The sequence below is a fragment of the uncultured Winogradskyella sp. genome, from assembly GCF_947498345.1.
GTDB lineage: Bacteria > Bacteroidota > Bacteroidia > Flavobacteriales > Flavobacteriaceae > Winogradskyella.
Genome location: NZ_CANMJY010000010.1, coordinates 106,936 through 121,403, shown reverse-complemented (window position 1 = coordinate 121,403; position 14,468 = coordinate 106,936). Strand labels below are relative to the sequence as shown.

Annotated in this window: 15 protein-coding genes; 9 read left to right on the top strand and 6 right to left on the bottom strand. The window is 33.4% G+C overall.

All coding sequences use genetic code 11. The features are described from left to right. Positions 1-144: 144 nt before the first annotated feature. Complete coding sequence (gene secA / locus Q0912_RS13820; protein WP_299116100.1) at positions 145-3,501, top strand: preprotein translocase subunit SecA; 3,357 nt, start codon at positions 145-147, stop codon at positions 3,499-3,501. Between the two features lie 328 nt (positions 3,502-3,829). Then, positions 3,830-4,438, top strand: coding sequence for a hypothetical protein (locus Q0912_RS13815; protein WP_299116098.1), 609 nt, complete (start codon positions 3,830-3,832; stop codon positions 4,436-4,438). A gap of 359 nt (positions 4,439-4,797) precedes the next feature. Here the strand turns inward: Q0912_RS13815 and Q0912_RS13810 are convergent, their stop codons facing one another. Together Q0912_RS13810 and Q0912_RS13805 are read right to left on the bottom strand one after the other, a co-directional pair. Beyond that, positions 4,798-5,220, bottom strand: a complete 423-nt coding sequence (locus tag Q0912_RS13810; RefSeq protein ID WP_299116096.1) for a DoxX family protein — start codon at positions 5,218-5,220, stop codon at positions 4,798-4,800. A 168-nt stretch (positions 5,221-5,388) separates the two neighbouring features. Continuing rightward, positions 5,389-6,048 carry a GNAT family N-acetyltransferase gene (locus tag Q0912_RS13805; protein WP_299116094.1) on the bottom strand — a complete coding sequence of 220 codons (660 nt, stop codon included), beginning with the start codon at positions 6,046-6,048 and terminating at the stop codon, positions 5,389-5,391. Between the two features lie 112 nt (positions 6,049-6,160). Here Q0912_RS13805 and Q0912_RS13800 point away from each other — a divergent pair, with 112 nt between their 5' ends. The 5 genes from Q0912_RS13800 to Q0912_RS13780 all read left to right on the top strand — a co-directional run bounded on the left by Q0912_RS13800 (position 6,161) and on the right by Q0912_RS13780 (position 9,034). Further along, the gene (locus Q0912_RS13800; protein ID WP_299116092.1) at positions 6,161-6,709 is read left to right on the top strand and encodes a hypothetical protein; all 549 of its coding nucleotides are present in this window, start codon (positions 6,161-6,163) and stop codon (positions 6,707-6,709) included. Positions 6,710-6,763: 54 nt separating this feature from the next. After that, the gene (locus Q0912_RS13795) at positions 6,764-7,450 is read left to right on the top strand and encodes a hypothetical protein (RefSeq protein ID WP_299116090.1); all 687 of its coding nucleotides are present in this window, start codon (positions 6,764-6,766) and stop codon (positions 7,448-7,450) included. Between the two features lie 49 nt (positions 7,451-7,499). Beyond that, positions 7,500-8,123 carry a Crp/Fnr family transcriptional regulator gene (locus tag Q0912_RS13790; RefSeq protein ID WP_299116088.1) on the top strand — a complete coding sequence of 208 codons (624 nt, stop codon included), beginning with the start codon at positions 7,500-7,502 and terminating at the stop codon, positions 8,121-8,123. 69 nt (positions 8,124-8,192) lie between these two features. After that, entirely contained in the window at positions 8,193-8,432 is a 240-nt protein-coding gene (locus Q0912_RS13785) for a hexameric tyrosine-coordinated heme protein (RefSeq protein ID WP_299116086.1), read from the top strand. Between the two features lie 77 nt (positions 8,433-8,509). Then, positions 8,510-9,034: a nuclear transport factor 2 family protein gene (locus tag Q0912_RS13780; protein ID WP_299116084.1), complete on the top strand. Its 525-nt coding sequence runs from the start codon at positions 8,510-8,512 to the stop codon at positions 9,032-9,034. On the opposite strand, the gene Q0912_RS13775 is transcribed toward Q0912_RS13780, so the two are convergent. From Q0912_RS13775 to Q0912_RS13760, 4 genes are all read right to left on the bottom strand, one after another. Further along, complete coding sequence (locus Q0912_RS13775; protein ID WP_299116082.1) at positions 9,026-9,709, bottom strand: peptidoglycan DD-metalloendopeptidase family protein; 684 nt, start codon at positions 9,707-9,709, stop codon at positions 9,026-9,028. The two genes, Q0912_RS13780 and Q0912_RS13775, sit on opposite strands and share 9 nt — an antisense overlap. A gap of 100 nt (positions 9,710-9,809) precedes the next feature. Continuing rightward, positions 9,810-11,432 carry a hypothetical protein gene (locus Q0912_RS13770; protein WP_299116080.1) on the bottom strand — a complete coding sequence of 541 codons (1,623 nt, stop codon included), beginning with the start codon at positions 11,430-11,432 and terminating at the stop codon, positions 9,810-9,812. Positions 11,433-11,506: 74 nt separating this feature from the next. Next, complete coding sequence (locus Q0912_RS13765) at positions 11,507-12,079, bottom strand: hypothetical protein (protein WP_299116078.1); 573 nt, start codon at positions 12,077-12,079, stop codon at positions 11,507-11,509. Continuing rightward, positions 12,063-12,620: a sigma-70 family RNA polymerase sigma factor gene (locus Q0912_RS13760; RefSeq protein ID WP_299116181.1), complete on the bottom strand. Its 558-nt coding sequence runs from the start codon at positions 12,618-12,620 to the stop codon at positions 12,063-12,065. Before Q0912_RS13760 ends, Q0912_RS13765 begins: the two co-directional genes overlap by 17 nt. A 183-nt stretch (positions 12,621-12,803) precedes the next feature. On the opposite strand from Q0912_RS13760, the gene Q0912_RS13755 reads away from it, so the two are divergent. Both Q0912_RS13755 and meaB read left to right on the top strand, forming a co-directional pair. Then, positions 12,804-13,370, top strand: coding sequence for a DUF2911 domain-containing protein (locus tag Q0912_RS13755; RefSeq protein WP_299116076.1), 567 nt, complete (start codon positions 12,804-12,806; stop codon positions 13,368-13,370). Between the two features lie 15 nt (positions 13,371-13,385). Then, complete coding sequence (gene meaB / locus Q0912_RS13750; protein ID WP_299116074.1) at positions 13,386-14,465, top strand: methylmalonyl Co-A mutase-associated GTPase MeaB; 1,080 nt, start codon at positions 13,386-13,388, stop codon at positions 14,463-14,465. The last annotated feature ends 3 nt before the right edge of the window (positions 14,466-14,468 follow it).

Genomic DNA, 14,468 nt, shown 5'->3' with positions numbered 1-14,468 from the left:
TCTCTTGCGTTATCTTAACTGAGAGACTTTTTTTATTTTCGGATTCTCTTAAACGAGAATACATATAAGGCTTTTTAAGCCAATTTTTTTACTAAAATTAATACGCAGCTTTGACACCAATCAATCTGCTACAAAATATTGACCATGGGTATATTAGATAAAGTACTTAAAGTTTTTGTTGGAGATAAATCCAAACAAGATGTTAGTGCTATAAGACCAATTGTAGATCAGATAAAAACCTTTGAGCAAGCGCTTGAAGCTTTATCTCATGACGAGCTTAGAGCAAAAACTATAGAATTTAAAGACAAAATTGCTGAAGCTCGAAAACCACTTCTGGAAAAAAAAGAAGCGCTTTTAGCTAAAGCTGAAGAAACAGAAGACATTGATGAGCGTGAAGACATCTACATAGAAGCCGATAAGATTGAAGATGATATCTACGAAGTTACAGAAGAAGTCTTAAACAATATTCTACCTGAAGCGTTTGCAGTTGTAAAAGAAACGGCTAAGCGTTTTGTCCATAACACCCAGATTCCTGTAACGGCAAATGCCTTTGACAGAGAAGTTTCTGGAGATAAAGATTACGTAACTCTAGATGGAGATAAAGCCGTTTGGGCAAATTCTTGGGATGCTGCAGGTAAGCCTATTATCTGGGATATGATTCATTACGATGTTCAATTGATTGGTGGTATTGCTATGCATCAAGGTAAAATTGCAGAGATGCAAACTGGTGAAGGTAAAACCTTAGTAGCGACCTTGCCTGTATATCTTAATGCATTAGCTGGTAAAGGTGTACACTTAGTTACCGTAAATGATTACTTAGCAAAACGTGATAGTGCTTGGATGGCACCTATCTTTGAATTCCATGGGTTGAGTGTAGATTGTATTGACTACCATACACCAAACTCTGATGCACGTCGTAAGGCTTATAATGCAGATATTACATACGGAACTAATAACGAATTTGGTTTTGATTACTTACGTGATAACATGGCGCATTCGCCAGACGATTTAGTACAACGCCCTCATCACTACGCTATTGTGGATGAGGTGGATTCTGTATTAGTCGATGATGCACGTACTCCATTAATTATTTCTGGTCCTATCCCGAAAGGAGATGAGCACGAATTTGATGCCCTCAAACCTAAAGTACAGCAAATTGAAGATGTACAACGTAAATATTTAGTTGGTGTATTAGCAGAAGCAAAAAAGTTAATTGCTGCTGGTGATAGCAAAGAAGGCGGTTTTCAGTTATTGAGAGCTTATAGAGGTATTCCTAAAAATAAAGCCCTAATTAAGTTTTTGAGTGAAGAAGGTGTAAAACAGTTGCTTCAAAAAACCGAAAACTTCTACATGCAAGATAACAACAGAGAAATGCCAAAAGTAGATGCAGAACTCTATTATGTTATCGATGAAAAGAACAATCAGGTGGAATTAACTGATAAAGGTGTAGAATTCTTATCTGGTAAAGACGATCCTAATTTCTTTGTGATGCCAGAAATGGGAACTGAAATCGCTAAGATTGAAGAAAAAGGATTACCCTCTGAAGAAGAAGCGGTTCTTAAGGAAGATTTATTTAGAGACTTCGGTATTAAGTCAGAACGTATTCATACACTCAACCAATTATTAAAGGCCTACGCACTTTTTGAAAAAGATGTGCAGTATGTGGTCATGGACAATAAAGTAATGATTGTTGATGAGCAAACAGGTCGTATTATGGATGGTCGTCGCTATAGTGACGGATTACACCAAGCAATTGAAGCTAAAGAAAACGTAAAGATCGAAGCTGCAACCCAAACTTTTGCAACCGTAACGCTTCAGAATTACTTTAGAATGTACCGCAAATTGTCTGGTATGACAGGTACTGCTGTAACAGAAGCAGGCGAATTCTGGGAAATCTACAAATTGGATGTAGTTGAAATTCCTACAAACAGACCAATCGCCAGAGATGATAGAGAAGATTTAGTTTATAAAACAAAGCGCGAAAAATACAATGCCGTTATTGATGAAGTTGTTGGCTTATCTAATGCTGGACGACCAGTATTAATTGGTACAACAAATGTTGAGATTTCTGAACTTTTGGGTAAGATGTTGAGCATTCGCAAGATTCCGCATAATGTATTAAATGCAAAACAGCATAAAAAGGAAGCAGAAATTGTTGCCGAAGCTGGTAATGCTGGTCAGGTAACCATTGCAACCAATATGGCAGGTCGTGGTACTGATATTAAGTTAAGTGATGAAGTTAAAGAAGCTGGTGGATTAGCCATTGTGGGTACTGAGCGTCACGATTCGCGTCGTGTCGACAGACAGTTACGTGGTAGAGCTGGTCGTCAGGGAGATCCAGGAAGTTCGCAGTTTTACGTATCATTAGAAGATAACCTAATGCGTCTATTTGGTTCTGAACGCATCGCTAAGATGATGGATAGAATGGGACTTAAAGAAGGGGAAGTCATTCAGCATTCTATGATCTCAAAATCTATTGAACGTGCGCAGAAAAAAGTTGAAGAAAATAACTTTGGTGTACGTAAGCGTTTGCTAGAATATGATGATGTTATGAATGCACAACGTGAAGTCGTTTACAAACGTCGTCGTAATGCCTTACATGGAGAACGCCTACGTGTCGATTTAGCCAACATGATTTTCGATACTTCAGAAGGTATTGCTATGAGTAATAAAGAAGCTAACGATTATAAAAATTTTGAGTTTGAATTGATTCGTTATTTCTCAATGTCCTCTCCTATTTCTGAAGCAGAGTTTGCTAAAATGGGTGAACAAGAGATCGCTGGAGTCATTTATAAAGAAGCCTTTAAACACTATCGCGAAAAAATGCAACGTGCCGCTGACTTAGCGTATCCAGTAATTGAAAATGTATATAACACGCAACGCGATCGTTTTAAGCGTATTGTGGTACCTTTTACAGATGGTGTTAAGAATCTACAGGTTGTTACGGATTTAGAAAAGGCGTATGAATCTAAAGGTAAGCAGTTAATTAATGATTTTGAAAAGAACATTACCCTTGCTATTGTAGATGATGCCTGGAAAACGCATCTACGTAAAATGGATGAGTTAAAGCAATCGGTACAATTAGCTGTACACGAGCAAAAAGATCCATTATTGATCTACAAATTTGAGTCTTTTGAGCTGTTTAAAGCGATGATCGACCAAGTGAATAAAGATGTAATTTCGTTCTTATTTAAAGGTGAGATTCCGCAAGAAACTGCAAATAACATTCAGGAAGCCAAGCGTCGTAAGCAAGAAAAACTCAAAACACAAAAAGATGAAATTCCTAACATGGATGAACGTGCCGCACAAAGTAGAGCAGCTGGTGAAGGTGCTTCTCGCCAACAACAAGTGGTAGAAACGATTGTAAGAGAGCAACCAAAAATTGGTCGTAACGACAGGGTAACGATTAAGCATGTGATGAGTGGAGAAAGCAAAGTGGTAAAGTACAAACAAGCCATTCCATTAATCGATAAAGGAGAATGGGTTTTGGTGAATGACTAAATTTCCTGCGAAAGCAGGAATCTCAAATCCTGAACTTGTTTCAGAATCACATTATATAATATAAAGCACAAAAAATCCTGATGCAATGCATCAGGATTTTTTGTGCTTTTACGGTAAACCATTTTGTCTCTTCGAATGAAATTTCAACGCTTTTGAGATTTTGTGTCAAGAAGTTTTTAAATGACCTACCAACATCAAATTTTACGGAAAACCACAAAACCAAACTTTATAACTTTCTTATTTTTAGAAAAATACGTAAGGTTACATATATAATCAAGAATTGATTTCAATAATTTAATATTATGAATAAAATCTAAAAATCATACTCATGACAAAATATAATAATGATAGAAGCTTTACGGATTATGTACATGATGAACTTGCAATTCCCAAAATATATAATCCGTTAGGATGGGATGTTTTAGATATTGATGATGATGAATTGGAAGCAAAGGATATAAATGAAGGAATAGATTATGTATTAATTAATAGTGATACTGGTGAGATCTTTAATGTGCAAGAACGGTTTAGAGATAACTATTACAAAAGTTATAACGATGCTACATTAAGATACAGAAGAGAGTTTAATACAAATCCTGAGCGAATAAAATCAGAATTTTATAAAATTAAAGCAGATTATTTAGTTTATGGCATAACAGATGGTAGCAAATGGCCAGAAAAAAGGCATACGTTGACAGATTTTATCAAATGGGTAATTTTAGATGTTAAATTTATTCAATCTAAATTCGAAGATGGTAAAATAAAAATCGTCTCAAGCGCTCGCAATACCTGTTGGCTGGAGGAAGATATACTTTGTTGTCCTGAGAATTTTAATCCTGATGGTTCTTCCAGTTTTTTACCTTTTGATATACCTTTAATATTTAATTTATGGGGAAAGGAACCAATTTTTGCACAAAATGGATTTATAACAATATAAATAAAACCCTTTTCCAACTAAGAAGCATAATTTGAATAATATAAAAATAGGCGCTAATCGAGGAACCCGTTTTTCTAATATCATATCTGCAAAAGTAGGTGACCAACTTAAAGCTGCACTTATGAAAGGTCATCAGCTCAATATCAGCTCCCTTAAAATTACCAAAGAAGGTTTACAAGAGTATTGGATACAATGGAAACATAAATTGGTTCAGACTGAGTGTGAGTGATTAAGCTTTTAAGAGTTCTCGATACAACTTACTCATACTTCGTAAATTACTTGAACTGACAATAATCTTTTTATATTAATTCAATTGTCACTTCAAGCAAAATTTCAAATTGTTAGAATTCTGATTAGACTTACTGCTGCATTTTTAAATACTTATCTACCGAATGTTTCCCAGAGCCATAAAACAAAAAGAAAACACATACTACTAACACAATTAAGGATAATAAAAGATTCCCTGTATGCATTTCTCCCACAAAATTAATAACTACTGCACCTATTAAGATAGGTAATTGTGCTATGACAGCCCAACGGGTCAACAATCCAAAAACAATTAAAAAGCCTCCTACAAAATGAGCTGGAGCAATATAATGTACCAGTAAGACATCGCCAGCTACAGACTTAACAGGTTCTATAAGATCTATTAAAAGATTTAGGTTAGACATAAAGTATACTCCCTTATAAAATAAAAATATACCCAAAGCCACACGTAGCATATCAAGTGGATAATAGGTGTGTGCATTCGCCCATTTATTGAGTGATTTTATATAGCCCATAATAATATTGATATTGATTCTACCTCTTTAAAGTTACTCAATTTTGATGAAAAATGGTGTGTTTTGAAGCTTCAATTTTTAATTAAATACTTGATAATCAAAAAATTGTATTATTTTTCTGACTGTAGAAGTTATCTAACTTTCATAGGATAAAAAATGAGCAAAAAGTTATTTAGAACACCTCACATCTTCTAAATATGCAGCCATTAAAGCTTTGGGAACAGACTCAAATTTTATGGTTCGTCTAAATAAAAACCATCTTTCGGTTCGTAGTACATAAGGTGAAAAACCTGAGCGATGACAACCTTTTAGTGAAGGTAGATTATTCAATTCAACAAAGAGGATTACATATCTTAAACCTAAACCATTTGCCTTTTGAGATATTCTATCTAATGCTGCTGGCATAATCCCTTTTCTTCTATAAGCAGGAATAGTAAATACGCTTTCCACCAAAGCTTCATCGACTTTTAATTCTGGAAACGATTGTCCCCAAAATGCTTTTATGCTTTCATTCTGCTCTGATCCCATTAGCCACTGCCTATAACATGGAGCATCTTCAGTATTTGTTGCAACATAGCAGGTCGGGATATCTGCTTCCATAAGACCATCATTTTGTAAATCGGCTACAAAATGCATTTCATCACTAGCCTTGTAAGATCGTATCAATAAGTCAATCTGTGCGTTTGGCACTTCAAATTCAATCGTTAAGTCGCGTTTTAAACCAAAAGCCTCTGTTTTAGATAAAATACGTTTGGTGATGCCTTTAACCATAAATCGTAATTCTCCTTTTTTAATAAGATTTAAAATTCGAAGTAAAGTACTTTTCATAGTATTGTAGCCTTAAGTAAGGTAAAAATAGACTTTAAAATATAAGACCTCAAAACCCAATACAACTTTTTATTATATATTTACTCTATAACCTACTTATAAAATCAATGTTATGAAACCAAATCTATCACATTTATTTGCACTTGTACTTACCGTAGTTTTAATGGCGTGTTCTTCTGATGACTCAAGTTCTATTCCAGATGAAGCCACTAACGAATTTATCTTTAATGGCGTAACCTACAACTTAGTTTCAGCGATTATTACCGACGAGAATACTTCAAATGACGATCCCAGTGATATAAGCATTAGCCTATTTAACAAAACAAGTTCTGAGATTACCAATAATGAGAATTTAAGTGATATTAGCTATGTGTATTTTGATTTTGAAGACGTTACCATTCAAAATATGACCTACACTCAAATAGAAGATTATGATGTCTCTGTTAATGGTTCTATTGTAGATAGCGAGTTTAATCCTGGTACTATTCTACTCTCAGATAATAATCCTGAATCTGACGTCTATGCACAATCAGCATCAGTAACCGTAACTAATTTTACAGAATTTAATATCGTCTTTACATTTACGTTTACCAGAAATGATGGTCAAGTGATTTCTGGTAGTTATGATGGTAATTATTTTGCACCTAATGGTATAGATTAAAAAGAATAAGTGTTTTTAATTCACTAAATTCGTTACTCACCATTACTCCAACAAATGCAAATCCAAAAACCAATACTTCTTATTCTACTCTTTGTTTCTACTCTAAGCTTTGGGCAAAACTTTGAAACTGATAAACTTTGGCGAACTAAAGGCGTTTATGACTCAGTTGGTAATTTTATGGAACGTGCAAAAGTTCAGATTTTTCTGTATAGCTCTGGCACTGATCAATTACAGCGTTTAAGGACACAAGACAAAATAAATATGGAAACTGGTGAAACAAAAATATTTATTTATAAAGATACCTTAAACCTTAAAGCTTTAAACGAAAATACATTTAAGCTCAATGATGATGAAACCATAACGATACATTCTAAGGATTCTATGACGATACAATTTAACGGCTATATTTTACCATTTGTAAAACTAGATGTAAAATCCAATCAAGCGGATAAAAACAAGTTTAATGCTAACTTTATTAATGTGCGTCTAGACGAAACTGTTGATAACAAAACTGAATATCAGTTTACATTTCTAGATAATGGATTAAAGAAAACCAAGAGGGTTGATGCTGATTCGGAATGGGAATCTGAATATAAACTCATTAATTTTAATGGATTCTTAATTCTACAAGGTATTACGTCTGCACCTAAGCTCATCACAAAAATTGGAAAAACTAAAGTCAATTTCTTAGAAATTGACTATCGATTTAAAACTAAAAAAGGAATGCTTACCAAAGGTTAACTTTGTTAATCGATAAGCAATAGTAGTCAGCATTGTAATTAAGTACCTCATGAAAATTTCATTTTTAGCAGAGTGTTTTCCTATACTTGAAAAAGAGCTTCTAAAGGAAATCGAAGTATTTTCAACTTTAAAAAAATATAAAGCCAAAGACCTCATTGTAAAACAAGGCAGTTATATTAAGAGCTTACCAATTGTTATTACAGGTAATGTAAAAGTTTTTAGCAATGAAGACACTATACAATTCTTGCTTTATAATATTTCGCCAGGTAAATCTTGTATTTTTAGCTTTGCACATACACTCAATAAGGAGCCTGCAGAATTTTCAGCCGTTGCAGAAATAGATTCTGAACTATTATTGTTACCCATATATAAAGTAAATGTATGGTTAAGAAAATACCCTTCGTTTGCCAACTTAGTGCTTTTAGATTACCAAAAGCATTACAAAGATTTGCTTGAAACCACAAAGCAAGTTATTTGCTATAATTTAGATCAACGCTTATTAAAATTTCTTGAAAATAAATCTCAAATAGAAGGCTCGGATACTTTACATATAAGTCATCAAGATATTGCCAATGAATTAGGTACCTCAAGAGAAGTCATTACAAGAGTTCTAAAAAAATTAAATCACTCTAACAGCGTTATTCAAATAGGGCGAAAAATAAAAATACTCTAAAGTAACATGTATCACTGTTTTTAATAATTGTGTACCATAGCTTTGCTTTTTAAACAAAATATAAAAGTCATGTCAGAGCAAACACAATTAATTCCAGGAAATTCTTTAATTGCTAACTCACCAGAAGAAGGCAGAGCTTTAGCTGTAAAAATTGCAAGATTAACTATTAAAATTACACAACCAGATGCAGAAGTAAGGGATAAGTTACGACCTGCATATGCTAATGATGCAGCTATGTTAATAGCCATAGGACAAACGGTAGCTATGGAATTTGCAACTATAGCAAAAGCAAATAACTATTGGCAGTAACAACTTGCTTTTGATAAAGTTGCCTAAAAACAAATCCCTAAAATTTATTTACCTTTAAATACATAAATTTTAATGCTATGCGCTTTAAATATATACTACCATTATACTTTTTTGTGCTTACCGTAAATAATGGTAATTCTCAAACTAAAGATGATTTAAAGTCTATAAATACCACATGGGCAAAATTCTATAAAGCTTTTGAAACCTTAGACCATATATTAATGGCTGACATCCATTCTAAAGATTTAGTCCGTGTTTCTGGCGGAAAACGCATTTTAGATTACGAAACCTATATTAATAATTACAAAACTCGTTTTGAGCGAGATAAAAAGATTGGTCAAACTAGTGATATTTCTTTACGCTTTTTTGAACGTCTTGTTAATAATAATACTGCAAGTGAACGCGGTATATATAAATTAGTAAGAAATAAAGGTACAGAGAAAGAGAAAGCTTATTATGGCCAATTTCATGTTATATTTAAAAAGGTAGATGGTCAATGGAAAATTGTTATGGATTATGATTCTTCTGAAGGTGACACAATTAATGAAGATGGTTACAATAAAGCCTATGCCATTGATGATTTCAAAAGGTTTTTAAATTAAGCCTAAAAGTAAATTAGGGTCTGGACAATTGGTTTTATAAAACTCTAAGTCCAATTGATTACTCACACCAGGATAATCGCCGTTATATGATTTAATATCTTTTATAACCTGAAAATGTAAGTGAGGAGGATAATCTCCATTAACCTCAGCAGTACCAAGCGTTGCAATTTGCTGTCCTTGCTTTACCTTTTCCCCAACTTTTATATGTTCTATAGACTCTAAACTTAAGTGTCCGTAAAGTGTAAAAAATTCATACGCTTCTGTATGATGTTTTAATATAAGCGTCGGACCATAATCACCATGATTAATGTTATTATTAAAGCTATGAATTTCACCATTTAAAGGTGAAAATATGGCTGTATTCGCTTCTAACCAAAGATCCAAACCTAAGTGAATATTACGTTCTGCTTCAGGATTTTGCTCATTAAAATAGTCACTTCGCTTGTAAATACCACGATGTTCTAAATAACCACCAAAAGCAGCTTTAGCATTGTTTTTCTTGATGTGATTAAAGATATAAGTTTCTAAATCTTTTGAAGATGAAACATTGACGCTTCTTAATTCTGAATTATGAATTGACAAATCTAAATGGGTAAGCTTAGATTTAGTTATGTTCTTTAATACAGGATGTATATTTAGATTGTGAAGAAAGTTTTCGAAAGCAGAAAGCGGCATAAAAACAAAATTTCCATAAAAATACAATTCTATTTTAATGGAAAACGAGAGGTAAAAGAAGAATAACCCTTTAAATCATATATTATATTACCTAAAGGGATTAATTCATAATCAAATTGCTAAATCTAGCATTAACGATAATATTTCTACTAGAACTTTGCCCATCTGGATAGTTTCTAATGGTTTTTTGTTCTGTAACTTTATTATTTAATTTAGAGCGACTTCCTTTAAAATACATACTGTAATCAATATTTTTAGGCAGATTAACTAAAGCATCACTATTCTCTAAAACTAAATTTAGATTCTTAAACGATTCCGTGAGGTTAGAAATGGTTAAATCCCCAAAACTACCGTCAATAATACCTGTATCTGTTAAGTTTTCTATATTAATATTAGATGATTTAGAGTTTAAAACTAAATTTTTAGCGCTTTTAATCTGTGCTTTATCTACATAATTTAAATTAAGTGTTCCTAAATCCCAGATATTAATTACTACTGGTGAGTAAGACACATTGATGGAAGTCTCACTTCCATCAATGTGTTCTGCTACTAAAAAGGCATGTGATATATCTCCTTTTAAGTTATAAATAACTGAAGATAGCTTTAACTCGCCATGTCTAATATTTGTTTTAAGTTTCGCTTTTTTAGGGATTTTAATCTTAATCACCTTCTTAACTTTACTATTACTACCAGATTCTAAACGTCTCACAAGCATAGCTTCACGTTTATTGCGCATTGCGTTTTTGCGTTCTTGCATCTCGACTTCTCGTTTTGCTAATTCATGAACACGCTCTGCATGACGCTCTGCTATACGAGCCTCGCGCTCAGCCATTTTTTCGTGGCGCTTTGCCATAGCCTCACTTCTTTTCTCCATCTCCTTTGCATATTTTTCACCAAAGCGCTCTCCCCACGCTTCCATCTTTTCTGCCCATTCTTTACCAAATTTTTCACCAAATTCCTCTCCCCATTTTTCCATATCTTTAGCATACTTTTCACCAAACTCTTCTCCCCATTTCTCCATATCCTTTGCCCATTTACCTTCAAAACGCTTTCCATACTCTTCACCCCATTTAGCCATCTTTTCTTGGTAACCAGATTCTGCAAACTTTTTAGCCCATTTTTCCATACTTTTTTGCAATTCTTCACCTCCTTCTTTTTCATATTTTTTGCTCCATTCAGCTAAGTACTTTTCACCTTCTTTCTGATATTTATCATAATCAAAAGATATGCTCTTAATCCCTTCTGGTAATTCTGGTAATTCCGGAAATTCTGGCATCTCTGGCATCTCTGGCATCTCAGGAAATTCGCTCATCATCGGTATACTTGGCATTACGACAACTTCTGGTATTTCTGGCATTTCTGCAAGTTCAAATTCTAAATCTCGTAATACATTGGCGTAATCTTCTTCTCCTAATATACCAACTGTTCTGCCGCCGCGAGAAGAAATAACGACATTATCATTAGAGCCGTCTACTTTTAAATTCCATGCTTTTAAAGCACGCTCCAGTTCTTCTTCAGAAAGCTTATCACTTTCTATATAAGCTTCAACTTCTACAATATCCTTATTCCAGGTGTCGATTTCTATTTCAACATAACTTGTATTTAAGTCTATAACAACATCTTTGTTAACCTTAATAGATTGTGATGTTTTGCTTAACTTTTTTTGTGCGTAACCAAATGTGGTTAATAAACACAATACTAAAACTCTAATTGTTTGCTTCATGATTTTTTCTTGATTTTTAGACATACCCAGTTGATGCTGAGTTAAATCTGTTCGTTATTTGATTTATGAATTGATTATGAAATTATTTGCTCAAAAGAATCCTCATTAAACTCTTGTAATTTTTCTTTAAGACGAATAACAAGATTTAATCTAAATTTTAAGTTATCTATTAATGCATCTAACGTTTCTTCATTAGGACCATTTTCATTGAGCTCAACAGTTAATTTATCATATTCTTCATTTAATTCTTTAAGGCGTTCTATATAACCGTCAACGAGCTCTTTATTTTCTGGTGTTAACTGTACTTTTGACAACTCTAAATTGATACTTGCCAAATAATAATCCTCTACTTTCTTTAAATCTGGAACAACTTCACCCATACTTTTTATATCACTCTTAACCTCAACAACTTCTTTTGGTTCTAGACTTTCAACAGAGGGATTAAAAAACTTAATTGCACCAACTGTAAGCCCTAACAACACCACCACACTTGCTGCAATATTGAAGAAGTTAAATCGGTTTGATGATTTTTGCTTAGGCAGTTCTTCTTCTAACTTTTGAAGAAAACGTGCCTCATGACCTTCAGACATTTTTACATTCTGAGCTTTCTCATCTTTTTCAAATAAATTTCTAAGATCTTGTGCCATTTTTATTTGTTTTTAATGCCGTTTGTAATTTTTGTTTTCCTCTGGATAATTGTGTTCGGGATGCGACTTCAGAAATATTGAGAATCTCAGAAATTTCTTTATGATCATAACCTTCAATTAAATAGAGCATCACAACATATTTATACTTTTCTGGTAACTGTTCAATAGCTTCTTTTACCACGTCTATTGTTATCTCATCATCTACCAACCACTCACTTTCATAATCTGCATCTACAACATTAAGATGGTGGTCTTCTAATTCTATTAAGCGTTGACGCTTAGACTTTAAAACATCAATACATCTATTAACCACAATACGCTTTAACCATGCTCCAAAACTCACTTCAGCTTTATATTGCTCTAATTTTGAAAATGCTTTTATAAACGCTTCCTGCACAGCATCTTCGGCTTCCATGGTATCCTTTAAAAAACGCTTCGCAACGATAAGCATTCCATCACAATACTGATTGTACAATTGCATTTGCGCTTGCCTATCATTCTGTTTGCATTTTTCAACAATATGAATTTGAAACGTGCTGATGTTTAATTGGTTTTTTGGTTGGTTCACTCTAAAGACGACACAAAATTTTAAGTGTTGCAAAAAGTTTGAAAAAATTCAAAATTTATAAGATTTACTTAAAATTAGCCGTTTGCATTCTATAAATTTAGGGAATTGAATTATCTTTAAAATCTAAATTTTAAAAACCGCTTAAGATAAAGACCTATGCTAAAACGCCTCCTCATTATTTTATCTATTATAGCCTTAGGATTACTTATATATTCTGTGTTTGTTGAAAATATCTTTGCTCCGCGATTAAGTCCAAAGGATACTGCAAAGATTACGCTCAACGATTTAAATATAAAAGTAGAATACAACAGACCTTCTAAACGAGAGCGTGATATTTTTGGAGCTCTTGTACCTTACGATAGGGTCTGGAGAACTGGAGCAAACGAAGCCACTACATTTGAAACTAATAAAGATTTAATGATAGATGGTATGTTACTAAGAAAAGGAAAGTATACACTTTGGACAGTGCCTATGGCTAATCGCTGGAAAGTAATGTTTAATTCTAAGCAATATGATTGGGGAGTAAACGAAAAGATGGAACCCATGTGGGATCCTAATTTTGATGTGTTAGAAACAGAAGTTACTATACAAAACGTTGAAGCAACTGTAGAACAATTTACTATTGCTTTTGATAATAAATTAGGCACATTAAAGCTTACAATGGCCTGGGATCAAACTTTGATTGAAATCCCTATGCAAGTACATCCGCATACTAAACCTTAAAAACAAGATTGCAAAGTGGCTAAAAACAAACAAACATATAGATCTACTTTGCATGAAAAAGATGGTATTGAACCACCGGAAACTTTAAATAAAGACTCAGCAAAATCCATAAAATCTAAGCGCAAACAACAACCTTCGGTTGAGGATTTAGTTGCTGGTATTACCTGTGGAAATATTACAGATCTAAGTAGAGCTATTACTTTAGTAGAAAGTACTAATCAAGCACATACAAAGAAAGCTCAAAAAATTATTACCAAATGTCTACCTCACGCTAACAATTCTGTAAGAATTGGTATTACTGGCGTTCCTGGTGTAGGTAAAAGTACTTTTATTGAAGCTTTTGGCAGTTACCTTACCAACATTGGAAAAAAAGTTGCTGTCTTAGCAGTTGATCCCAGTAGTACATTAAGTAAAGGCAGTATTCTTGGTGATAAAACGCGAATGGAAGACCTGGTAAAAGATAAGAATGCTTTTATAAGACCATCACCATCTGGAAATTCTTTAGGCGGTGTTGCCAGAAAAACCAGAGAAACCATTATTCTATGTGAAGCAGCTGGCTTTGACACTATCATCATCGAAACTGTAGGAGTTGGGCAAAGTGAAACTGCCGTACATAGTATGGTTGACTTCTTTTTATTGTTAAAACTTGCTGGCGCTGGTGATGAATTACAAGGAATTAAGCGTGGTATTATTGAAATGGCTGATGCTATAGTTATTAATAAAGCTGATGGAGATAACCTAAAAGCTGCAAAATCGGCTAAAGTTGAATTTAATAGAGCTTTACACTTGTATCCCGAAAAAGCATCGGGATGGTTACCAAAAGTATCACTCTGTAGTGCTCTTAAAAGAGAGGGTATTTCTGATGCCTGGGAATTGATTGAAGACTATTTAAAAACTACAACTACTAATCATTATTTTGAACAGAATCGTAATAACCAGAACACTTTTTGGTTAGTACAAACAATTGAAGAGCGTTTAAAATCTAATTTCTACAATTCAACAAAAATTAAAAAAGAATTACAAAAGCAAATTGAATTGGTTGAAACTGGTAAAACAACACCATTTGCTGCAGCTGAGTATTTACTCTCACTATAAAAG

Excerpts from the sequence above, each read along its gene's own strand:
- Q0912_RS13810 (WP_299116096.1), bottom strand. The coding sequence starts at position 5,220 with ATGGGCTATATAAAATCACTCAATAAATGGGCGAATGCACACACCTAT.
- Q0912_RS13800 (WP_299116092.1), top strand. The coding sequence starts at position 6,161 with ATGAAACCAAATCTATCACATTTATTTGCACTTGTACTTACCGTAGTT.
- Q0912_RS13780 (WP_299116084.1), top strand. The coding sequence starts at position 8,510 with ATGCGCTTTAAATATATACTACCATTATACTTTTTTGTGCTTACCGTA.
- secA (WP_299116100.1), top strand. The coding sequence starts at position 145 with ATGGGTATATTAGATAAAGTACTTAAAGTTTTTGTTGGAGATAAATCC.
- Q0912_RS13815 (WP_299116098.1), top strand. The coding sequence starts at position 3,830 with ATGACAAAATATAATAATGATAGAAGCTTTACGGATTATGTACATGAT.
- Q0912_RS13795 (WP_299116090.1), top strand. The coding sequence starts at position 6,764 with ATGCAAATCCAAAAACCAATACTTCTTATTCTACTCTTTGTTTCTACT.
- Q0912_RS13765 (WP_299116078.1), bottom strand. The coding sequence starts at position 12,079 with ATGGCACAAGATCTTAGAAATTTATTTGAAAAAGATGAGAAAGCTCAG.
- Q0912_RS13790 (WP_299116088.1), top strand. The coding sequence starts at position 7,500 with ATGAAAATTTCATTTTTAGCAGAGTGTTTTCCTATACTTGAAAAAGAG.
- Q0912_RS13785 (WP_299116086.1), top strand. The coding sequence starts at position 8,193 with ATGTCAGAGCAAACACAATTAATTCCAGGAAATTCTTTAATTGCTAAC.
- Q0912_RS13805 (WP_299116094.1), bottom strand. The coding sequence starts at position 6,048 with ATGAAAAGTACTTTACTTCGAATTTTAAATCTTATTAAAAAAGGAGAA.
- Q0912_RS13755 (WP_299116076.1), top strand. The coding sequence starts at position 12,804 with ATGCTAAAACGCCTCCTCATTATTTTATCTATTATAGCCTTAGGATTA.
- Q0912_RS13770 (WP_299116080.1), bottom strand. The coding sequence starts at position 11,432 with ATGAAGCAAACAATTAGAGTTTTAGTATTGTGTTTATTAACCACATTT.
- Q0912_RS13775 (WP_299116082.1), bottom strand. The coding sequence starts at position 9,709 with ATGCCGCTTTCTGCTTTCGAAAACTTTCTTCACAATCTAAATATACAT.